Below are 21,809 nucleotides of genomic sequence, written 5' to 3' on the forward strand. Positions count from 1 at the left end.
GAGGGTGAGAGGCTGGGGAGGTGGTTGACGTGATCATTGTCGGGCTCGGGTTCGGCGCGGCTTTCGTACCGATCTATCAGGCACATCCGTCCGTCGGTCGGGTGGCGATCGTCGACAGCGACCCCGGCCGGCTGGCCGCGGTGGGCGACGAGCTCGGAGTCCATGATCGTTTCGGCAGACTGGAGGATGCTCTGGCCGCGGACGGCTGGGATGCGGTGCACCTGCTGACACCCGTCGCGCTGCATGCCGAGCAGGTGGAGTTGATCTTGGACTCCGGTCGGCACTGTGCCAGCGCGGTGCCGATGGCGACCACGCTCGATGATCTTGACCGGCTGATCGCCGCGGAGGCGCGCAGCGGGCGGAACTACCTGATGATGGAGACCGCCGTCCACTCACGAGAGTTCTTCCAGGCCTTGCAGCTCAGGGATTCCGGAGCCCTGGGAAGGCTCAGCTACTTCCGTGGCGAGCACCTGCAGAACCTGGACGGCTACCCACCGTACTGGCTCGGCTACCCGCCGATGCACTACGTCACGCACGCGCTGTCGCCGGCGCTGGAACTCGCCGACGCCCGGGTCGACACGGTGCGCTGCCTCGGCTCGTCCCGGCTCACGCCGGACCGTGTCGGCGTGGCGGGCGAGGGCTTCGGCACCGAGGCGGCCCTGTTCTCGCTGGTGCCGCGGGACGGCTCGCCGGCCGATGACGCCCTGGTCGCCAACATCACGATGTCGTTCTTCCAGCTCGGCCGGTCCTACCTGGAGGGCTTCTCGGTGTACGGGGACGAGGGCGCGCTGGAGTGGCCGCAGCTGGAGGGCGGTCCGATGAAGCGGTTCGCGATGGCGCCGGCCGCGCCCGGGCAGCGGGGGAGGCCGGTCTCGGTGACCGACGTACGGCCGCCGGGGGCGCCCGAACTGCTGCCGGAGCCGCTGCGGCCGTTCACCGACGGCGGGCACGGCGGCTCGCATCCGCACCTGGTGCACGAGTTCGTGGCCAGCATCGTCGAGGGACGACCGGCCCGGATCGACGCGCGGCGGGCGGCCGAGCTGACCGCGCCGGGGATCTGCGCGCACGCCTCGGCCCTGGCCGGTGGCGCCGAGGTCTCCGTACCCGACTACCGGGTCAGCGGGTGATCGCCGGGGTACGGGTCCAGCCCCAGCGCCGGACCTCGCCGCGGGTGGGCGCCGGCGCCGGCTCGACGGCCGCCGGTACCACCCGGTAGAGGCTGTACCCGAGCCGGCTGAATGCGTCGTCCGGCGTCGCCGGGTAGAGCGGGATCCACCGGAAGTCCGCCAGATCGGACACACCGGCGAACGGCGAACCCATCCGGGCCAGGTGCTCGACCGGCTTGCGGCCGAACGCGTACTCGGGGAGCTCGGACCGGCCGGCGGTGAGCGAGGCAGGGCGGAGGCAACCGGCGTAGAAACCGATCCGCCAGTCCAGGTAGACCGGACGGTCGCCGAGCAGGTCCGCCAGCGCGACCGTGCGGGGAATCCTCGGTGCGGTCACCGACAGCCGGGAACCGGGCCTGGTCTCGGCGACCACGCGGACCCGGGTCGCACCGCCGTGCCGAGCCAGGCTGACCGTCAGATCCCCGCTGCGGCCGTCCCGATTGAGCAGCACCCGGCGGCCGTGATCGGTCTCCAGCCAGACCCGGTCGCCCTGCCCCGGCGTGCCGACCCGGACCACCACCCGGCCGCCCTCGCTGGACTCCGGCGGGATCGCGTACCAACCACTGCTGAACCGGCCCTCCGTGATCATGGTCCGGACCGGAACCCCGTCGCCGTTGCGGCCGGGGAAGTCGTGCCCCGGCCGGAGCGCGCCGAGGACGCCGTTCGCGGGATCCGGCTCGGCCCGCAGTGACCGTTCCAGGGCACACCGGCCGCCGGTCAGCGTCGCGGCAGTCGCGGCAGCGATCGTGTAGCGGCCCGGCCGCGCCAGCGCGGCCCTGGCCAGCGCCAGCGGCTCGGCCAGGACCGTCAGTGCCAGCCCGATCACGAGCACCCGGGCCAGGATGCCCGGGAACCGGCGGCCCACCGGGGTCCGGCCGGCGACGAAGATCACCAGGGCAGCGAGGAGCCCGATGATCATCACCGGCGTGGCCAGTTCGACCCGGCCCAGGTGGATCGGGCCCGCGTCGGACCAGACGCCGAGCCGGGCGACCTCCCACCAGGCGTTGCTCTGCCGCAGCGACAGCCCGGCCGCGACGGCGAGTCCCGCGGTCAGCCCGGCCACCGCCGCCGGCGGCACCGCGGACCGGCTCAGCACCTGCACGGCCAGCGCGACCAGCAGCCCGGTGATCATGGTCAGCGCGCCGAAGTGGTGGTAGAGCTTGGTCGGGCTGAACATCAAGATCGGGAAGAAGAGGAAGTACGAGCCGAGCAGCAGGCCGGCCAGCCGCGGTCGCAGCCCGGGCACCGGCGCGAAGCGGCGCCAGCCGGCGGCGAGGAAGATCGCGACGGCGAGGGCCGGCCAGACGGTGATGTTGCGCGGGAACGACGACTCCAGCAGTTGGGCGTAGCGGTGCCAGTCGTCGTACCAGGCGTAGCTCGGCCCGTCGTGGTTGCGGGCCGCGACGCTGGCCAGCGTGGAGCCGAGGGTCTGGTCGGCGAACATCGGTAACAGGGCGAGCCCGGCCGCGGCCAGCACCGTGAGCCCGAGCGCGACCGCGGCGAGCGGCCGGTGCCGGCGGCGGATGATCTTGATCAGTGACGGGAGCGCGGCCAGGAGCGGGGCGAAGGCGACCAGCCCGGTCGGGCCGACCGCCGTGGTCAGGCCCGCGACCGTCGCGGCGACGGCGAGCGGCAGCGCGCGCCGCTCGGTCCGGCCGACATCGACCAGCCAGAGCACGATGATCAGGCCGAGCGCGAACCACGGCTCCGGCCGGATCGAGTTCCCGTAGACCAGCCAGGGCAGCAGCATCCCGGCGGCGAGTCCGGCGACCACCCACGGTGACGGCCGCGCGATCAGCCGCGGCAGCAGGAGGTGGCGCAGCACCAGCCAGCCGGCCAGCCCGAGCAGCAACGGGAGCAGCCGCAACCGGAGCGGGTTCCAGCCGACCCGGCCGAGCAGGTCGATCACGGCGTAGTACCAGCCGAACGGGGCCTCCGGTGTGTTGTACCAGCGGACGTAGTTGCCGTAGTAGCCGTCGACCTGGCCGGTCCGCGCGATCTGGGCGATGAAGCCGTCGTCGTCCGTACCGGAGCCGATCATGGTCCAGCCGACCATGATCACGGCGACCGCCGCATCGGCCGGTCCCGGACGGAACCGGACCGGCGCCGGGCGGCGGACCGGGTCGGCCTGCCGGAGCCCGGCGAACGCCACCGCCAGCGCGGTCACGGCCAGCAGCCCGACGATGATCTTGAGCGGCGACGGGGTCGAGCTGAACTGGGTGTCCGCGGCGACGGCGATCCGCACCGCCCCGGCGGCCGGCTCGGTGAAGAGTCCGGTCAGCACCGGCCGGCGGTCCTTCCCGTCGGAGGCCACGACGCGGTCGTCGACCGAGACCAGGGAACCCTCCGGCCGCAGCCGTACGGTCAGCGTGGAGCAGGCCCGCAGTTGAGCGGGCGCCAGGCTCGCCACCCGACCGCCGGCGGACCTGATCACCAGTCGGCCGTCCGCCCAGCCGATCCGCAGCGCGTCCCGGGCCAGCCGCTCCGCCCCTGCCGTGCCCGAGACCCGCCGATCGCCGAGCGCGGCGTTGACCGTGCCGACCAGCGGGCCGGCGGCCGCAGCGGGGTCGGTCAGGCCCGCGCAGGGCAGCATGATCATCAACGCCGCCGGCCGGGGCGGGCTCAGCGGCAGTGCGACCGAACGCTGTCCGGCCGAACTGGTCCAGTGGTACTCGGCGGTGTTCTCGATCACCGGGGCGAGCACGAAGAGCAGGCTGCAGACACCGGCGACCAGGGCCGCGGCGATCGTCACCCGCACGGGAACGCGCGACACGCAGGCCAACTTCGGGCCGCAAGGTTGCCGCACGGCGACGCCGGCCTGACAGGTCGATGACCAGTGCCGGATATCGCCGTGTCCGGGGGGCGAGTTGCTCAACTGAACGCACTTAGTACACTAAGTGCATGAACAGGCGTCCTTCGCGGGCTCCGCTCTACCGCACCATCCAGGGCGAGATCCAGCGCGACATCCTGAACGGCACGCTCCAGCCCGGTGACTGGCTGCCGTCGGAGAGCCAGTTGCGCGCCCGGTACGGGGTCTCCCAGACCTCGGTCCGCCGAGCGTTCCTGGAACTGCAGCGGCTCGGCCTGGTCGAGCGGTTCCACGGTCGCGGCAGCGTCGTCGCGTCCAACGAGATCCGGGCGATGAGCCCGATGCTCGGGCTCGGCCGCGAGCTGCGGCACCGCGGGTTCACCATCCGTCCCGAGCTGCTCGACAACGTCGAGCAGCCGGCCGACGCGACCGTGGCCCGTGCGCTCGACATCGCCGCCGGCGACACCGTCAGCCACATCGAGCGGCGCTACTGGATCGGCGAGGACCCGTTCGTCTTCCTTGATCATTACCTGCCGCCGCAGCCGGGGATCGACTTCTCCGAGTTCACCGGGGACTCCCTGTACGCCTTCCTCACCGTGCGCGACGCCCAGCCGACGCACGCCCAGGAGCGGGTCAGCGCGGTGAACCTCTCCGATGCCGAGGCGGGCCTGCTCGGCGTGGAGCCGGGCCGGGCGGCACTGCTGCGCGAACGTACCTCCTTCGGAGCCGATCACCGGCCGATGGAGTTCACCCGCTACATCCTGCGCGGCGACCTGTACCACCTCGACATCGACCTGAGGAACCAGCTCTGACCATGATCGACAACCAGCAGCCGCCGGGCCGGCTCGTCGTCGTCGGGGACGCCAGCATCGACTATTTCGTACGGGTTCCGCACATCGCCGGCAACGACAACAAGGCCATCGGCACCCTGGCCGGGGTGTACGGCGGCGGGATGAGCGCCAACCTCGCCGCCGCGGCCGCCGCGCACGGCATCGACGTCGAGTTGATCACCAAGACCGGCACCGGGCCGGAGACCGACGAGGCCCTCGCCGAACTCCGCCGGCTCGGGGTGTCGACCGATCACTCGCTGCGGGACGACCGGCGGCCCACCTGGATGTGCTTCGTCCAGCTCGACCCGAGTGGCGAGAAGGCGCTGACCGGCGCGGACACCGGGATCAAGCTCCCGCTGATCGACGAACTGGACCCGGCGGTCATGGCCGGGTCCGGCATCGTGGCGCCGCTGGCCGACGACCTGGTCTGGGCCGCGGCGGTCGCCGGGCCGGCCCGCGAGCACGGCGCCCGGATCGCCATCGACCTGGAACCGGACGCGTTCGAACCCGACCAGCCGGAGTTCGCCCGGATGATCGACCTGAGCGACATCGTCTTCCTCAACGCCGCCTCGGCGGCCAAGCTCGCCGGCGAGCCGGTCGCGGCCGCCGAGCGGCTGGTCCGGCTCGGCGTCGACCAGGTCGTGGTGAGCGAGGGTGCCCACGGAGCGTTCTGCCTGCGTCGTGACGGCGAGCTGCTGCGGGCCCAACTGATCGGCACCGTCGACGTGGTCGACACCACCGGCGCCGGTGACGCGCTGGCCGGGGCCTACCTCGGCGGACTGCTGGCCGGAGCCGGGCCGGGGGAGAGCCTGCGGCACGCCGTCGTCCAGGCGACGGCCTGCGTCACCGCCATCGGCGGCCGCACCTACCTGGGCGACTCGCGGCGGAGCGAGTGGCCCGACGACATGATCACGCTGACCAGTGAGAGGTACCCGACTTGATCACCGAGCTGCACTCCAGGTTCCACGGCAGTCTGGCCGCCGCCTGCCTCGCCGACGCCCTCGGCGCCCCCACCGAGGAGTTGAGCCGCGGCCAGATCCGTACCGCCTTCGGTGGCTACGTGACCGAGTTCCAGGCGCCGCTGCCCGGAGCGCCGTACGCCAAGGGCCGCGCGGCCGCGCAGATCACCGACGACTCCAGCCAGATGATCATGCTGGCGCGGCTGCTGGCCCGGACCGGTGCGGCGCTGACGCCGGCGGACATGGCGGGACTGCTGATCGAATGGTCGAAGAACGAGGACTACTTCCCGCACTTCGCCGGCCCGACCACCCGGGAGGCGATCGCCCGGCTGGAGCGCGGCGAGGACCCGCGCGAGGTCGGCAGGGCCGGGACGATCATGACCCAGGGCGCCAGCAACGGGGCCGCGATGCGGGTCGGGCCGGTCGGCCTGTTCCACCACGGCGACCCCGAGGCGGCGGTACGGACAGCGTTCGTCACCTGCGTGCCCAGCCACAACACGACCGCCGGTGTGGCGGGCGCGGCCGCGATCGCCGCGGCGGTGGCCCGTGCCTGCACGCCGGGCGCCGAACTCGTCGACGTGGTCCGGGCGGCGACCGACGGCGCCCGGGCCGGCGCCGAGCTGGGCCGGACCGAGGGCCGGGACGTGCCGGGCGCCTCGGTGGAGCGGCGGATCGACCGGGCCGTCGCGCTGGCGGTGACGGCCCGCGACGACGAGCACGCGATCGACCTGATCGCCGAGGAGATCGGCGTCGGGCTGCCGGCCGCCGAGGCGGTGCCGGCGGCGCTCGGCTTCTTCGTGGCGGGCGCCGGCGACCCGGTCCGGGTGGCGCGGCTGGCCGCCAACGCCGGCGGCGACAGCGACACGATCGGCTGCATGGCGGCCGCCATCGCGGGTGCGTACCGGGGCATCGAGGCGGTCGATCCCGACCAGGTCGCCCAGGTGGAGCGCGCCAACGATCTTGATCTTGCGGGCCTGGCCGGAGAGCTGCTGGACGCCGTTCCGAACTGATCACCGATCCGAAGGGAAGCATCGACGATGAGCAGGCCGACCGACGAATTCGCCAAGGTGAGCTGGCGGGAACGCCTCTCCTTCGGCGCCGGTGATCTTGCCACCAACATCGCCTGGGGAGCGCTGGCGACCTACGTCGTGTTCTTCTACACCGACGTGGTCGGCGCGGCGGCCGCGGCGGTCGGCACGATCGTGCTGGCGGCCCGGCTGTTCGACGGCGTCGTGGACGTCGCGATGGGGGCGGTGGTCGACCGGACGGCCACCCGCTGGGGCAAGGCGCGGCCGTGGATCCTCTGGATGGCCCTGCCGTTCGCCGCGGCGCTGATCCTGGTCTTCACCGTGCCCGACCTGGAGCCCGGGCCGACCCTGGTCTACATCGCGATCACGTACGTCCTGATGAACATCGTGCTCAGCGCCGCCGTGATCCCGTACGGGACCCTGAACACCCGGATGACCCGCGACTTCACCGAGCGCTCCCGGCTCAATGTCACCCGGATGTTCGGCGCGACCCTCGGCGCCCTGGTCGTCACCGTGCTGACGCTGCCGCTGGTGAACGCGCTCGGCGGTGATCAGCCGGCCTGGGTGATCACGTTCTGCATCTTCGGCGCGATCGCGGCCGTGCTGTTCTTCGTCACCTTCCGCAACACCCGGGAACGGATCGTCGACACCGCGCCGCCGCGCGAGCAGCCCGGCCTCGGCACCGCGCTCAAGCTGGCACTGCGCAACCGCTACTGGCTGCTGCTGTTCGGGATCTTCGTCGTGTTCAGCGTCGCCGAGTCGCTGTTCACCGGGGCGACCGCCTACTTCGCCCAGTACTTCCTCGGCGACGCCGGGTTCGCCGCCCTGATGTCCTTCATGCTCTACATCCCGGCCCTGATCGGCATGCTCTTCATGCAGCCCGTCTACGAGCGGTTCGGCAAGATCGCGCCGATGATCATCGGCGCCGCCGTCTTCGTGGCCGGCTCGTTGATCATCGCCATCGACCCGACCGACATCAACCTCGCGATCGCCGGCTCCGTCCTGCGCGGCATCGGCCGGATCCCGATCTTCGGCGCGATCTGGGGCATGCTGCCCGACACCATCGAGTACGGCGAGTGGAAGAACGGCCGCCGGCTCGAGGGCGTCCTGTACAGCGCCGGCAGCATGGGCCAGAAGCTCGGCTACGGCCTGGGCGCCGCCGTGCTGGGCTGGGTGATGGGTGCCGCCGGGTACAACGGCCTGAGCGACACCCAGCCCGACTCCGCGCTCGCGGCCATCAGTGCGCTCTTCGTCTACGTCCCGATGATCTTGTTCGCCCTGTTGATCATCATGTTCTGGGCGTACCGGCTGGAACGGATCTATCCCACCGTCGAACGGGAGCTGGCCGAGCGCCGGGCCGCCGCCGCCCAGCCGCGCTGATCGCGGCTATCCGGGCAGGACCAGGTAGCGCGACATCTCGATCAGGGTCCGTACGTGCTCATGATCATCGGGAGCGTCGCAGTCGTCGTACGGGTCGTAGTGCACGGCCAGGATGTCCGCGGCCTGTGCTCCCACCACGTCCGCGGGCACGGTGTCCCCGACGTGGACGGCCTTCTCGGGTAGGCCGCCGACCTCCTTGACGGCGTGCAGGAAGAACTGCGGGTCGGGCTTGTTCAGCCCGATCACCGTGCTGTCGAAGACCCGGTCGACCGTGACGCCCGGACCCTCGCCCTCCTGGCACATCTTGGCGTCCCAGAGCATCTCGGCGATGTGGCCGTCGGCCTGGGAGACGATCGCGACCGAGATGCCGGCGTCCACGAAGCCGGCCAGCGCGGCCTTGGACTCCTGATCCGGGTCGTGCCACATGTTCTTCTCGCAGGAGGCGGCGAAGTAGGCCCGGGTGCAGTCCGCCCAGCGCGACTCCGGGACGCCGGCGTACCGGGGCAGCAGGTCGTAGTAGCCGCCGAGCGGTTCGCCGCGGGTGGGGTGCGCGGCGTTGTGGGCCGCGCAGTGCGCACGGTAGAAGTCCTCGGCCGAGGTGACGCCGCCGTACTCGGCGATCACCGGGACCAGCGCCTCCCGGTTCAGCAACAGCAGCACTCCGCCGACATCGACGAGCAGGACCGTCTTGTCCGGGTGGGTCGTCGTCATCCGTTCATCCCTCGTTCCGTTGTCAACTATTGACGAACTGTCTTCATGATCGATAATTTCTACCACATGTCCGATGAAGCAGGGTTGCTCGATCGCATCACGGGGCTGCTGCCGCAGCTCACCGCCAGCGGCCGGAAGGTGGCCGACACGATCCTGGCCAACCCCGAGCTCGCCGCGCAGTCGAGCATCCTCGAGCTTGCTGAACGTTCGGAGACGTCGACCGCGAGCATCAACCGGCTCTGCCGCGAGCTCGGCCTGCGCGGCTACCCGGAGCTCCGGCTCGGCCTGGCCCGCGAGGTCGGTGCCCAGGCCGGGACCGACCCGGACTTCGACGACACCGAGGAACTCGCTCCCGACCTGGGGGCCCGGGAAACCCTGTCCGTGCTGGCCGGTTCGAGCATCAACGCGCTGCGCCGGACCGCGGCCCTGCTGGACCCGGACGCCCTGGACCAGCTCGCCGCCGCGATCGACGAGGCCGATCGGATCCAGATCGCCGCGCAGGGCGGCAGCGCCCACATCGCCGCCTACCTCGCGGCCCAGCTGACCGGGATCGGCAGCTGGGCCACCGCCAATGTCGACCCGACCTACACCGCCTCGCAGGCCGTCACGCTGACCGACGGCGACGTCGCGCTGGCGATCAGCTACTCCGGTGCCGCCGGGCCGGTGCTCGACTTCGTCGACATCGCCGCCGAACGCGGCGCGCTGACCGCGGCGATCACCAGCAGCGCCAACACGCCGCTGGCGCAGGCGGTCGACGTCGCGCTCTCCACCACCGCCCGCTCGGCCTCGCTCCGGTACCGCGGGACCGCCGGTCGGCACGCCCAGCTGTACGTCTGCGACGCCCTCTACGTCCGGGTCGCCCAGCGCCGCTCCGAGCAGGCCGAACGGCTGCTCGGGCTGGCCGGCGAGGTGACCCAGCGCTACCTCGTACCACCGAATCGGCAACCTCGCTCCACCCGTTGAAAGGGAGTCTCGATGTCACCCGCATTCCGCACCCTGGCCGTCCTCGCGGCCGCCACCACCCTCACCCTGATCGGCACCGCCACCTCGGCCCAGGCCGAGCCGGAACTCGCGGCTCGCTGCACCCCGAGCCCGAAGACGATCAGCAGCACACCCGTGATCTTGACCGAGCAGAAGTCCGACCGGCTCGTCGTGATGGATCTCTGCCAGAGCTGGGACAAGCCCGACGCGCAGCTCTGGAGCTGGAAGGCCAGCAAGGAGTTCGGCATCACCGACCCGGAGACCTCGTGGGGCCTGCCCGACGATGCCCGGCTGCGCCGCGACGCCGACGGCAACCGGTTCGTCCTGGCCACCGACTCGTACGGGCTGCTGGCCAAGATCCCGTACCCGGCCGGCGGCGAGGTGGCCTGGTCGGTCGAGCTCGGCCGCGGCCCGAACCCGCACGGCATCGAGCTGCTGCCGAACGGCAACATCGCCGTCGCGGCCAGCACCGGCAAGTTCGTCCGGGTCTACGCGGCCAGCCAGGGCCAGCACGAAGATCATTACGTCGAGGACGTCCTGCCCGGAGCCCACGAGGTCTACTGGGACGAGCCGACCGGGTCGCTCTGGGCGATCGGCGACACCGAACTGATCGAGTACACCGTCGGGGGCACCGACGCCGAGCCGACGCTGACCCGCAAGGCCGTCTACCGGTTGCCGACCAACTGGGGCCACGACCTGCAGCCGGTCACCGGTGACCCGGACCGGTTCTGGGTGACCACCGTCTACGGGGTGCACCAGTTCGTGAAGTCGACCCGCAAGTTCGACCACAGCTTCCCGCGGCTCCGCGAGCTGTACGCGCTCAACATCAAGAGCATCGGCACCGACGCCAAGACCGGAGTGATCCTGCAGACCACGCCGAAGACCGGCAACCCGTGCTCCTGGTGCACCGATCAGGTCGACTTCTTCATCGGCGCCGACCGCAACGCCACCCGGATCCTTCCCGGGGCCGAGATCTACCGCGCGCGCTGGTTCGACGAGCGCGCGAACTGAACCTCACACAAGGAGCCAGCACACCATGTCCCCGCACCGGTTCGGCCGCCGCACCCTGCTCGGCGGCGCGGCCGCCGCAGCCACCACCCTGACCCTCGGCGCCTGCAGCAGCAGCTCAGGCGGCTCGTCACCGATCCGGCTGCTCGCCGGCGGCGGCCGCTGGGAGAAGGGCGGCTACGGCTGGAACCAGATCCAGAAGTACAACGAGCAGCATCCCGATGCTGCCGTCGAGGTGGTCTCGGCCGGCCAGAACTTCACCAAGCTGTTCACCCAGCAGGTGAGTTCCGGCAGCTTCCCCGACATCACGCTCGGCTCGATCGACCTCCCGACGGTACGGGAGCGCGACTGGGTGGTCCCGATCGGCGACCTCGGCGTCGACCTCAAACCCCGTTATCCGCAAGAGATGTGGGTCGACGGGATCACCACGGCCGAGGGCAAGATCTTCTCCTGGGGCCAGGACGACGGCCGCGGCGTCTTCCTCGGCAGCAACACGACGTTCCTCGCCGAGGCCGGGGCCAAGGAGCCCCCGGGCAGCTGGGCCGAGTTGATCGAACTGTCCGCCGCCGTCCACGCCAAGGACAAGGAGGTGTACGGGATCGCGCTGCCGCTGCTCAACGGGGAGGCGATCACCTTCATCGCCAACACCCTGCTGCGTGACAACCCGGGCCTGATGACCGGGTTCGACCTCACCAAGGGCCGGTACGCGATGGACGTCTACTTCGACCAGGCGATGCAGGTCATGATCGACCTGCAGAAGTCGGAGACGACCCACCCGAACTCGTCCCAGTTGTCCTTCGCCGATGTCGACGGCTACTTCAACTCGTCCCGTACGGTGTTCAACCTGGACGGCACCTGGCTCTGCTCGGTGGCGCACGAGCGCGACTTCGCCGACTACGTCGTGTCGGCGCCGCCGCGCCGCGAGGCGAGCCAGCAGACCCTGCAGTACGGGTCTCTCAGCGGCAGTTCCTTCTTCGTCTTCAGGGAATCCAAGCGGCTCGACGCGATGGGCACGCTGGTCGACTTCCTGACCGGGGAGGAGTTCGTCAAGGGCCAGCTGGAGACCAACTACAGCATCACCGCGATCCCGGACCTGAACCGCAAGTTCGCCCCGAACGAGCAGATCAAGCAGCTGCTCGACGTCCAGGACCAGGTGATCCAGCCGCCGATCCCGCAGACCGACGCGAAGGCGATGGAGGCGCGGAAGAAGGAGTCCGCGCTGCCGGCGCCGCGGCAGGTGGCCGCCGACATCGCCGCCGGGGTGCTGGCCGGCAAGATCGATGACTGGAAAGGCGCGTTCAAGGAGATGAACCAGCAGTACAACGACCGGTTCGATGCCGCGCTCGCCGATTCGGGCTGTCCGCGGGAGAAGTTCGTCTTCGCCGACTGGGACGGCGAGTCCGACTACGCCCTCAAGACGTCCGTCTGAGGTCCCGGCTGATGATCAACTCCCCTCGACGGGGGCGCCGCGGCGCGCCCTGGTTGCGGCGCCGGAGCCTGTGGTGCTGGGTCTTCCTGGCACCACAGGTGCTGGTCTTCCTCGGCTTCGTGGCCTGGCCGACCGTGGCCAGCTGGTACTTCGCGTTCTTCGACTGGGACGGTATCGGCCTGCCGGACGACTTCGTCGGGCTGGACAACTTCGTCGAGGTGGCGTCGGATCCGCAGTTCTGGAACTCCTTCGGCAACAGCCTGATCTACACCGCTGCGCTGGTGATCATCGTGGTGCCGACCTCGTTGATCATGGCGCTGATCCTGAACAGCAAGGTGGTCGTGGCTCGGACCGCGTACCGGGTTGCGCTGGTGCTGCCGGTGGTGCTCACCTCGGCGGTGGTCGGCCTGCAGATGAAGAACATCTTCGCCACCCAGGGCGGCGTCGTGAACAACCTGCTGGAGACGCTCGGCGTGATCACCGACCCGGTGGCCTGGCTCGACCTCGGGCCGGCCGCGATGGCCGTGGTGATCATGGTCGGCGCCTGGAAGACGTTCGGGGTGAAGATGATCTACTGGCTGGCCGGGATCCAGACCGTGCCGACCGAGCTCAACGAGGCGGCCGAGGTGGACGGCGCCTCGCGGTGGCAGCGGTTCCGGCTGATCACCGTACCGCTGCTGATGCCGTTCCTGTTCGTGATCACCTTCCTGCAGATCCTGGACGGGCTGCGGGTGTTCGACCTGATCAAGACCATGACCAACGGCGGGCCGTACTTCGCCACCGACATGGTCCCGCTCTACATCTACCGGTACGCCTTCGAGCCGTCGGCCGTCTCGAACGACGCGTTCGCGCTGCCCCGGTACGGCTTCGCCTCCGCGGCCGGCATCTTCTACGGCCTGGCCACGTTCGTGATCGCCGTCGTGATGGCGGGCCTGATCAGGTTCTGGCGGGGGAGGGCAGGAACATGAGCACGGCACGGGTCAGCCCGAAGCTGCGTCGCCGCCTGGTCCGGATCGCCGCCCAGTTGCTGCTGTTGGCGGTGGCGATCGTCTGGACCTATCCGCTGACCGGCGCCATCCTGTCCTCGGTCAAGTCCAACCGGGAGGTGCTCGGCGGGTCGCTCGGCCTGCTGCCGGAAGGGTTCCGCTGGGAACTCCTGGCGCCGCACCGCTGGGGCGAGCTGGCCGGGATCTTCCACCTGGAGAACTACGCCCAGGCCTGGTTCGTCGGGTCGTTCGGCCAGTACTTCGGCAACTCGGTGGTCCTGACCGTCTCGACGGTGATCATCGTCGTGACGCTGAGCTGTCTCAGCGGGTACGCCCTCGGCCGCTATCCGTTCCCGGGCAAGAAGATCCTGATCACGGTCTTCGCCGTGTCGGCGTTCCTGCCGGAGGGCTACACGATCATCCCGATCTGGCAGCTGATCAAGGGTCTCGGCCTGTCCGAGTCGATGGCCGGCCTGGTGCTGGCCGTGTCCAGCGGCGGCCACCTGCTCTACATCCTGCTGTTCAGCGCGTACTTCGCGAAGCTGCCGGCCGAACTGGAGGAGGCCGCGGTGATGGACGGCGCCGGCTTCCTGCGGATCTTCGGGACGATCATGGTGCCGCTGGCCAAGCCTGCTCTGGCGACGGTGACCATCCTGGAGACGATCCGGGCCTGGAACGACTTCTTCATGCCGCTCGTCTTCACCGCCAACCGGCCGGACCTGCAGACGATCGCGGTCGGCCTCTACACCCAGTTCACCAACCGCAACACCGCGGACCTGGCGACCATGGCGGCCGGCATCGTGATCGCCTTCATCCCGGTGGTGGTGGTCTTCATCGCCCTGCAGAAGTACTTCGTCGAGGGCATCGCGGGCGCCGTGAAGAGCTGAGCGCGTTATTCGGAAAGCCAGGCCTGCACGACATCTCGCGGTTCCCAGACGAGATCGACGGTGTTCCGGTCCACCCGGCTGGTGAGGCCGGACCGGGAGACGACGACCAGGCCACTCTCGGCAGGATCCCAGCCGGGAAGCCGGGACGCGCTCCGCTGCAAGGTCTTGAGGTCGTGGTGATCGAAGCCGGACTCCACCCACTTGATGGAGCCTGCGAAGTCCACACGTCCGGCTATCGGCCGGCGGTCCGCACCGACCAGGTCGATCTCGGGATCGAACTGGCGGTTCCACCAGCCGCCGACGGCGTTGACGTCCGGCCACGGCAATCGTTGCGCGGCCGCGGCCAGGGACAGGGATTCGCGGATCAGTGGTTCAACGGCGCGCCCTCGCCAGGCCGACCAGCGTTGAGTGAACACACGGTACGCGTCCGCGACGCGGCCTCGTCGGGCCAGGTCGTGGGAGGAGCGCAGGGCGGCCAGGTAGAGACGCAGATTGCTGTCGGCCACGTGATACAAGGCAGGCTTGCTCGACTGGGTCGACAGCGGCTGCTCGACGGCAAGGACCCGTTTCTCGTTCACCAGACGGTGCAGCAGCGGCGACAGGGAGCCGGACGGCAGACCTCCGGCCGCGGCAGCGATCGTGGCGTGAGTGCGATCGCCACGGCCGACGGCCTCCAGGACGCGCCGGGCCAGGTCAGGGGAGGGAAACTCTGCGAGCAGTGTCGACTCGGGGATGCTGAACAGGGCGGACGCCGGATCGGCGCACTCGTTCTTGACGAACTTCGCCGCAGCCTCGCCAGGCGGCCAGCTGCGGATGATGCCGGGCAGTCCGCCGGTGATCAACTGCGCGTCGATCGCGTCGTCTGGATCGAGCCGGAGAGCGGCACCGGTCTCGGCGACGTTGAGCGGCGGCAGGACGACGTTGTCGGCCCGTCCGTAGAACGGCCGGTCGTAGGCCGTGAGTCGCTCCATCATGTGGATGTCGCTCCCCAGCAGAAGGAGCAGGATGGGCTTGCGGGACAGCCGTCGGTCCCACATGGCCTGCAGCGATCCGTCGAATGACCTGTCCTGCTCTGCGAGCCAGGGCAACTCGTCAAGGACGACGATCGACGGCGTGTCAGGTAGGGCCGTGGCGAGGACCCGGAGGGCATCCGGCCAGGTCGTTGCGCCGCCGGGAAGGAGGTCGGAGTCCGTGACCAAGGGCGATGATTTCAACTCCGCAAGGAAAGCACCGACCGAATCAGCGGGCGATGCTCCTTTGATCGCCGTGTAGTAGACGTAGGGGACTCCCGCCGTGTCGCAGAACTCCTGGACGAGTCTTGACTTGCCGACCTGGCGGCGCCCGCGAATGGCGACCGCGAGCCCTGAGCCCGAGTCGGAGATCCGCGACAGTCGTTTGTGCAGGAGGGCCAACTCGGAACGCCTGCCGATGAATTCCGTGGGCATCGTCCACTCCTAGGTAGATCCCATCTATGTAGACACAATCTACCTTTACTGGATCAGATCGGCACCTGGGTCGGTCCAGTAACGTGACCACCCATGCTGGCAGCGTTGGTGTGGGGCGCGGTAGCGGCGAGTTCGCTGGTGATCGGGGCCGTGCTGGGCATGATCAGGAAGTGGCACGCCGGCCTGGTCGGCGGCGTGCTCGCGTTCGGCGCGGGCGCGTTGATCTCCAGCGTCGCCTTCGAACTGGCCCAGGAGGGCCTGACGATCGCCGGCCCGATCCCGGTGGCGATCGGGCTGGCCGCCGGCGCGCTGGCGTTCTTCGCCGCGAACGCCGCGGTGGACCGGATCGGCGGCCGGGCCGGCGGCGGCGCGGGCGGCCTGCCGCTGGCGCTCGGCTCGCTGCTGGACGGGATCCCGGAGCAGGCCGTGCTCGGCATCGGCCTGGCCGCCGGCGAAGGGGTCAGCGTCGCCCTGCTGGTCGCGATCTTCATCTCGAACCTGCCCGAGGGGATCGGCTCGGCCAGCGACATGCGGTCGGCCGGCAAGTCGCCGCGCGCGGTGCTCGGGCTCTGGTGCGTGGTCGCCGTGGCCTGCATGCTGGCCACCCTCGGCGGGTACGGCCTCGCCAGCGTCGCCGGCCCGGAGATCAAGGCGGGGATCGACGGCTTCGCGGCCGGCGCGCTGCTGGTGATGCTGGTCGACTCGATGATCCCGGAGGCCACCGAGAAGGCCGGCAACCGGGCCGGCCTGGTCACCGTGATCGGCTTCGCCGTCGCCGCGGCCCTGTCCAACCTCGTCTGAGTTCGATCATGGAACGCTTCGTCGGTGGGATCGAGCTGAGCCGGCGGCTCTACCGGGAGGTCGTCCGGCCCGCCCTGGCCGATGCCCATCCCGACCTGGCCTACAGTGCGGCACTGCTCGGCCGCGGCTCGGAGGTGCTCGGCTACGACGACGTCCAGTCCGCCGACCATGATCGACAGCCGCGGGTGTTGATCTTCCTCCGCGACGGTGATCCGGTCGACCCGGTGGCGGCAACGGTCCGGCGGGCGGTCCCGGACCGGTTCGAAGGCTTCCCGACCGACCACCGCGTCCAGCCGCTGAGCGACTACGTCCGCGGTCAGCTCGGCGTCGACCAAGATCGCCGGCCGACGGCGCGGGACTGGCTGAGCCTGTCCGAGCAGCGGCTGCTGATGTTCACCGCCGGGGAGGTGTTCCACGACGGGGCCGGGCTGCAGACGGTGCGGAACCGGTACGCCTATTACCCGCGCGATGTCTGGCTGTATCTCCTGTCGACCGCCTGGTGGAGCGTCCATCCCGAGGCCAATCTGGTCGGCCGCACCGGGCAGGTCGGCGACGAGCTCGGCTCGGCGCTGATCGGGGCCGACCTGGTCCGTGGCCTGATGCGGCTCTGCTTCCTGATCGAGCGCCGCTATGCCCCGTACCCGAAGTGGTTCGGCACCGCCTTCGCCCGGCTCCCCGGCGCCGAGACCCTGCAGCCGCTGCTCGGGTCGGTGCTGCGGGCGACGTCGTGGCCGGACCGGGAGGAGGCCCTGATCGCCGCCTACCGCGAGGTCGCCGCCCGGCAGAACGCACTCGGCCTGACCGAACCCGTACCGACCGAGATCGTGCGGCTCTGGGACCGCCCGTTCCGCGTGCTCTGGGGCGACTTCCCGGGCGCGCTGCAGGCCGCGATCCGCGATCCCGAGGTCCTGGACCTGGTCCGCCGCTGGCCCGCCGGCGGCATCGACCGCGTCCGCGACGTGCTGCCCGGCCGCCCCGACCTGTCAGAGACCGGGCCGCTCACGGGCTGAGCCGTCGATTGGCGTTGCGCACAGGGTTGGGCGGTAGCATCGTCCGATCGTGGAAAGACTCCGGCACTTCCTGTTCGTACGCCACCGCCACAACTGGCTCCTGTTGATCCGGTTCGGGCTGGTCGGCGCGTCCGGCGTGCTGGTGAACCTGATCAGCGTGGTGCTGCTGAAGCGGGCCGGCCCCCATTTCGACGCGGTCGCGATCGATCTGCCGCTGACCGACTTCAACGTCCGCTGGTACCACGTGTACTCGATGATCGCGTTCCTGATCGCGAACCTGTGGAACTTCCAGCTGAACCGGATGTGGACGTTCCGGAGCGCCAAGCACAGCGGCTGGTGGCGCGAGTTCGGGCCGTTCCTCGCGGTCGGGCTGGTGGCCCAGCTGATCGGCCTCGGCATCCTGACCCTGCTGATGCACCCGGGCTCGATCTTCTCGCTGCCGTCGAACCTGCTGGACAACTCGACCGGCTTCCGGACCAAGTACTACTGGGCCCAGCTGATCACCATCGGCTTCACGGTGCCGATCTCGTTCGTCCTCAACAAGCTGTGGACCTTCTCCGCGGTACGCCGCGGCAATCACGTCAGCTTCGAGTCCGAGGTCGCCGCGGAGGTGGCCGAGGAGGCCGGAGCCGCGCGGGACCAGGAACGGATCGAACCCGAACCGGCCGGTGAGGCGCGGGAGCGGATCCGGGGCTGACCTCCCGGATTGACCCGAGTCCCTCGGTTAGTGTGAAGTACGCTTCCCCGGCCCCGAATGTGATGGACGAGACGAGTTAGTCGAGGAACGTGCGGTGTACCTGAAGAGCCTGACCCTGAAGGGATTCAAGTCCTTCGCCTCGGCGACCACGCTCAACTTCGAGCCGGGGATCACCTGCGTGGTCGGGCCGAACGGGTCGGGCAAGTCCAACGTCGTCGACGCGCTCAGCTGGGTGATGGGCGAGCAGGGCGCCAAGTCGCTGCGCGGCGGCAAGATGCAGGACGTCATCTTCGCCGGGACGTCCGGGCGGGCACCGCTGGGCCGGGCCGAGGTCACGCTCACCATCGACAACACCGACGGCGCGCTGCCGATCGAGTACACCGAGGTCACGCTGTCGCGGACCATGTTCCGCAACGGCGGTTCGGAGTACGCGATCAACGGCCAGACCGCCCGGCTGCTCGACATCCAGGAACTGCTGTCCGACTCCGGCATCGGCCGCGAGATGCACGTCATCGTCGGCCAGGGCCAGCTCGACTCCATCCTGCAGGCGACCCCCGAGGGGCGGCGCGGCTTCATCGAAGAGGCCGCCGGCGTGCTGAAGCACCGCAAGCGCAAGGAGAAGGCGCTCAAGAAGCTGGAGTCGACCGAGGGCAACCTGAACCGGCTGAACGACCTGATCTCGGAGATCCGGCGCCAGCTGAAGCCGCTCGGCCGGCAGGCGGAGGTGGCCCGCAAGGCGGCCGTGATCCAGGCCGAGGTCCGCGACGCCAAGGCTCGGCTGATCGCCGACGACCTGGTCCAGGCCACGCTGGCGATGGAGTCCGACCTGGCCGACGAGAAGGCGATGCGGGAGCGCCGCCGCGAGCTGGAGGACGCGCTGGAGGCGGCCCGGGAGACCGAGGTCGCCGCCGAGGAGTCCGTACGGGAAGGGCTGCCGCGGCTGACCGCCGCCCAGGAGACCTGGTATTCGCTGGCCGCGCTGAAGGAACGGGTGGCCAGCACGCTGTCGATCGCCCGGGAACGGATGCGCAACGCCGAGTCCGACCCGGGTGAGGTACGGCCCGGCCGCGACCCCGACGAACTGGACCGGGAGGCGGACGCGGTCGGCGAGCAGGAGGCCGAGCTGACCGCCGAGCTGGAGGAGAAGGCCGAGGCCCTCGAGCTGGCCAGCGAACGGCGGGCCGAACTGGAGGAGGCGCACCGGATCGAGGAGACCCGGTTCGCCGGCCTGATCCGGGCCGCGGCCGACCGCCGCGAGGGCCTGGCCCGACTCACCGGCCAGGTCAACTCGCTGCGCAGCCGCGCCGAGGCCGCCGACGCCGAACTCGGCCGGCTCAGCGCCGCCCAGGCGGAGGCGGCCGAGCGGGCCGCGGCGGCCGAGCGGGCGTTCACGTCGCTGGAGTCGCGGGTGGCCGGGCTGGACGACGGCGAGGAGGGGCTGGACGCCGAGCACGAGTCGGCCCAGGAGGCGCTGGACCAGGTCGAGACCGAGCTCGCCGAATTGCGCCGGGCCGAGGCGCAGGCCCAGCAGGAGCGGGCCGCCCTGGTGGCCCGGGTCGAGGCCCTGCAGGTCGGGCTGCGGCGCAAGGACGCCGGCGCCGCACTGCTCGCGGCGACCGACCAGGTGGCCGGGCTGCTCGGGTCGGTGGCGGCGCTGGTCGGGGTCGAGGCGACCTACGAGACGGCGGTGGCGGCGGCCTTCGGGCACGCGGCCGATGCGGTCGCGGTGACCGACGTGAACGCGGCGATCACCGCCTTCGAACACCTCAAGACCGAGGACCTCGGCCGGGCCGGGCTGCTGCTGGCCGGCGCTCCCGGCTCGGACCGGGCGTCCTGGCCCGCGCTGCCCGGGGGCGTCCGCTACGCGGTGGACGTGGTCGAGTGCAGCGCCGAGCTGCGGCCCGCGGTGGACCGGGTGCTCCGCAAGATCGCCGTCGTCGACGACCTGGCGGCCGCCCGCGACCTGGTCCGGCAGCACGCCGACCTGACCGCGGTGACCCGGGACGGCGACGTCCTCAGCGCCCACTTCGCCGCCGGCGGCTCGTCCTCCCAGCCGAGCCTGATCGAGGTGCAGGCCGCGGTCGACGAGGCGGAGCAGAAGCTCGCCGAGGCCAACCACGCCTGCGAGCGGCTCAAGTTCGCCCAGACCGAGCTGGCCGACCGGCACACGCAGGCCAAGCGCGAGGTCGAGATCACGCTGGCCAAGCTGCACGAGTCCGACGCCGCGATGGCGGCCGTCGCCGAGGAACTGGGCCAGTTGTCGTCGACCGCGAAGGGCGCCCGCGGCGAGGCGGACCGGCTGGCCGCGGCGATCCGGCAGGCCGAGGAAGCTCGCGACTCCGACCTGTCCGGGCTGGCCGATCTGGAGCAGCGGCTCGAGCTGGCCAGCGACGAGGCCGAGATCGACGAGCCGGACTCCGCCGAACGCGACCGGCTGGGCGAGGAGGCCAGGCTGGCCCGGGCCGCCGAGATGGAGTCCCGGCTGGCGCTGCGAACGCTGGAGGAACGGGTCCGGGCGCTGGCCGGCCGGGCCGACGCGCTGCGCCGGGCGGCCGAGAACGAACGCCAGGCGCACGCCCGGGCGGTGGCCCGCCGGGAACGGATGCTGCGGGAGGCTCGGATCGCCGCCGCCGTCCACGCGGCCGGCAGCTACCTGGCCGAGCAGGTCGACCGGTCCGTCGCGCTGGCCGCCGCCGAACGGTCCGAGGCGGAGGCGACCCGGCAGGAGGCCGAGGCCGTGCTGGCCGAGGTCCGCCGACGCGTCCGCTCCCTCGGCGCCGACTTCGAGTCGCTGGTCGACTCGGCGCACCGCGAGGAGATGGCCCGGGCCGAGCACCGGATGCGGATCGAGGCGCTGAACGAGAAGGCGATGACCGAACTCGGCCTGGAGCCGACCGTGCTGACCGAGGAGTACGGACCCGAACTGCCGGTCCCGGTGCTGACCCGCGAGGACGGGTCCGCGATCACCGACGAGAGCGAGCGGCCCGAGCCGGTGCCGTACGTCCGCGAGGAGCAGCAGAAGCGGCTCCGCCGCGCCGAACGGTCGCTGGGCCAGCTGGGCCGGATCAACCCGCTCGCGCTGGAGGAGTTCGACGCGATGGAGGAGCGGCACAAGTTCCTCTCCGAGCAGCTGGAGGACCTGCGCAAGACCCGGACCGACCTGATCGACATCATCAGCGAGGTCGACGCCCGGGTGGAGCAGGTCTTCGCCGACGCGTACGCCGACGTCGAGAACGCCTTCAACCGGGTCTTCGCCCGGCTGTTCCCGGGTGGCGAGGGCCGGCTGGTGCTGACCGAGCCGGGCAACTGGCTGACCACCGGCGTCGACGTCGAGGCGCGGCCGCCCGGCAAGAAGGTGAAGCGGCTGTCGCTGCTGTCCGGCGGCGAGCGGTCGCTGGTCGCGGTCGCGTTCCTGGTCTCGCTGTTCATCGCCCGGCCGAGCCCGTTCTACATCCTGGACGAGGTCGAGGCGGCGCTGGACGACACCAACCTGGGTCGGCTGCTGGAGATCTACGAGGAGCTCCGGGAGAACAGCCAGCTGCTCGTGATCACCCACCAGAAGCGCACGATGGAGGTCGCCGACGCGCTCTACGGCGTGACCATGCGCGGCGACGGCGTCTCGGCGGTGATCTCGCAGCGTCTCCGTACCGACGCCGAATCGGTCGCCTGACCCCGAAGCTGA

17 protein-coding genes are annotated in these 21,809 nt (G+C 70.8%); 14 read left to right on the top strand and 3 right to left on the bottom strand.

Annotation, left to right across the window (positions count from 1 at the left end):
- The first annotated feature begins 29 nt into the window (after nucleotides 1–29).
- Entirely contained in the window at nucleotides 30–1,127 is a 1,098-nt protein-coding gene (locus tag AC6CCG_RS07725; protein ID WP_496653906.1) for a Gfo/Idh/MocA family oxidoreductase, read from the top strand.
- Here AC6CCG_RS07725 and AC6CCG_RS07730 read toward each other — a convergent pair.
- Complete coding sequence (locus AC6CCG_RS07730; RefSeq protein ID WP_496653907.1) at nucleotides 1,117–3,939, bottom strand: arabinosyltransferase domain-containing protein; 2,823 nt, start codon at nucleotides 3,937–3,939, stop codon at nucleotides 1,117–1,119. The two genes, AC6CCG_RS07725 and AC6CCG_RS07730, sit on opposite strands and share 11 nt — an antisense overlap.
- 128 nt (nucleotides 3,940–4,067) lie before the next feature.
- Between AC6CCG_RS07730 and AC6CCG_RS07735 the strand changes: the two genes are divergently transcribed.
- The 4 genes from AC6CCG_RS07735 to AC6CCG_RS07750 are packed head-to-tail and all read left to right on the top strand — an operon-like array spanning nucleotide 4,068 to nucleotide 8,172.
- Complete coding sequence (locus tag AC6CCG_RS07735) at nucleotides 4,068–4,787, top strand: GntR family transcriptional regulator (protein WP_496653908.1); 720 nt, start codon at nucleotides 4,068–4,070, stop codon at nucleotides 4,785–4,787.
- A 2-nt stretch (nucleotides 4,788–4,789) separates the two neighbouring features.
- Complete coding sequence (locus AC6CCG_RS07740) at nucleotides 4,790–5,746, top strand: carbohydrate kinase family protein (protein ID WP_496653909.1); 957 nt, start codon at nucleotides 4,790–4,792, stop codon at nucleotides 5,744–5,746.
- Nucleotides 5,743–6,774 carry an ADP-ribosylglycohydrolase family protein gene (locus AC6CCG_RS07745; RefSeq protein ID WP_496653910.1) on the top strand — a complete coding sequence of 344 codons (1,032 nt, stop codon included), beginning with the start codon at nucleotides 5,743–5,745 and terminating at the stop codon, nucleotides 6,772–6,774. Before AC6CCG_RS07740 ends, AC6CCG_RS07745 begins: the two co-directional genes overlap by 4 nt.
- 27 nt (nucleotides 6,775–6,801) lie before the next feature.
- On the top strand, nucleotides 6,802–8,172 hold the full coding sequence (locus AC6CCG_RS07750; RefSeq protein WP_496653911.1) for an MFS transporter: 1,371 nt from the start codon (nucleotides 6,802–6,804) through the stop codon (nucleotides 8,170–8,172).
- Between the two features lie 6 nt (nucleotides 8,173–8,178).
- Here the strand turns inward: AC6CCG_RS07750 and AC6CCG_RS07755 are convergent, their stop codons facing one another.
- The gene (locus tag AC6CCG_RS07755; RefSeq protein WP_496653912.1) at nucleotides 8,179–8,883 is read right to left on the bottom strand and encodes an HAD family hydrolase; all 705 of its coding nucleotides are present in this window, start codon (nucleotides 8,881–8,883) and stop codon (nucleotides 8,179–8,181) included.
- Nucleotides 8,884–8,949: 66 nt separating this feature from the next.
- On the opposite strand from AC6CCG_RS07755, the gene AC6CCG_RS07760 reads away from it, so the two are divergent.
- Genes AC6CCG_RS07760 through AC6CCG_RS07780 form a run of 5 tightly spaced genes read left to right on the top strand, consistent with a single transcriptional unit; the run spans nucleotide 8,950 to nucleotide 14,174 of the window.
- On the top strand, nucleotides 8,950–9,846 hold the full coding sequence (locus AC6CCG_RS07760) for a MurR/RpiR family transcriptional regulator (RefSeq protein WP_496653913.1): 897 nt from the start codon (nucleotides 8,950–8,952) through the stop codon (nucleotides 9,844–9,846).
- Between the two features lie 12 nt (nucleotides 9,847–9,858).
- The gene (locus AC6CCG_RS07765; RefSeq protein WP_496653914.1) at nucleotides 9,859–10,875 is read left to right on the top strand and encodes a DUF6528 family protein; all 1,017 of its coding nucleotides are present in this window, start codon (nucleotides 9,859–9,861) and stop codon (nucleotides 10,873–10,875) included.
- A 25-nt stretch (nucleotides 10,876–10,900) separates the two neighbouring features.
- The gene (locus tag AC6CCG_RS07770; RefSeq protein ID WP_496653915.1) at nucleotides 10,901–12,301 is read left to right on the top strand and encodes an extracellular solute-binding protein; all 1,401 of its coding nucleotides are present in this window, start codon (nucleotides 10,901–10,903) and stop codon (nucleotides 12,299–12,301) included.
- An 11-nt stretch (nucleotides 12,302–12,312) separates the two neighbouring features.
- Complete coding sequence (locus AC6CCG_RS07775; protein WP_496653916.1) at nucleotides 12,313–13,269, top strand: carbohydrate ABC transporter permease; 957 nt, start codon at nucleotides 12,313–12,315, stop codon at nucleotides 13,267–13,269.
- Nucleotides 13,266–14,174: a carbohydrate ABC transporter permease gene (locus tag AC6CCG_RS07780; RefSeq protein WP_496653917.1), complete on the top strand. Its 909-nt coding sequence runs from the start codon at nucleotides 13,266–13,268 to the stop codon at nucleotides 14,172–14,174. Before AC6CCG_RS07775 ends, AC6CCG_RS07780 begins: the two co-directional genes overlap by 4 nt.
- Before the next feature lie 5 nt (nucleotides 14,175–14,179).
- Here the strand turns inward: AC6CCG_RS07780 and AC6CCG_RS07785 are convergent, their stop codons facing one another.
- Nucleotides 14,180–15,619 carry an ATP-binding protein gene (locus tag AC6CCG_RS07785; protein ID WP_496653918.1) on the bottom strand — a complete coding sequence of 480 codons (1,440 nt, stop codon included), beginning with the start codon at nucleotides 15,617–15,619 and terminating at the stop codon, nucleotides 14,180–14,182.
- A gap of 93 nt (nucleotides 15,620–15,712) precedes the next feature.
- Between AC6CCG_RS07785 and AC6CCG_RS07790 the strand changes: the two genes are divergently transcribed.
- From AC6CCG_RS07790 to smc, 4 genes are all read left to right on the top strand, one after another.
- A complete protein-coding gene (locus tag AC6CCG_RS07790) occupies nucleotides 15,713–16,420 on the top strand; it encodes a ZIP family metal transporter (RefSeq protein ID WP_496653919.1) in 708 nt (235 codons plus the stop codon).
- Between the two features lie 8 nt (nucleotides 16,421–16,428).
- Nucleotides 16,429–17,430 (top strand): DUF4037 domain-containing protein, encoded by a 1,002-nt coding sequence (locus AC6CCG_RS07795; RefSeq protein ID WP_496653920.1) that lies wholly within the window; start codon nucleotides 16,429–16,431, stop codon nucleotides 17,428–17,430.
- Between the two features lie 49 nt (nucleotides 17,431–17,479).
- Complete coding sequence (locus AC6CCG_RS07800) at nucleotides 17,480–18,127, top strand: GtrA family protein (protein WP_496653921.1); 648 nt, start codon at nucleotides 17,480–17,482, stop codon at nucleotides 18,125–18,127.
- 94 nt (nucleotides 18,128–18,221) lie between these two features.
- Nucleotides 18,222–21,797: a chromosome segregation protein SMC gene (gene smc, locus AC6CCG_RS07805; RefSeq protein WP_496653922.1), complete on the top strand. Its 3,576-nt coding sequence runs from the start codon at nucleotides 18,222–18,224 to the stop codon at nucleotides 21,795–21,797.
- The last annotated feature ends 12 nt before the right edge of the window (nucleotides 21,798–21,809 follow it).

It is taken from the genome of Microlunatus sp. YIM B11417, from assembly GCF_059617205.1.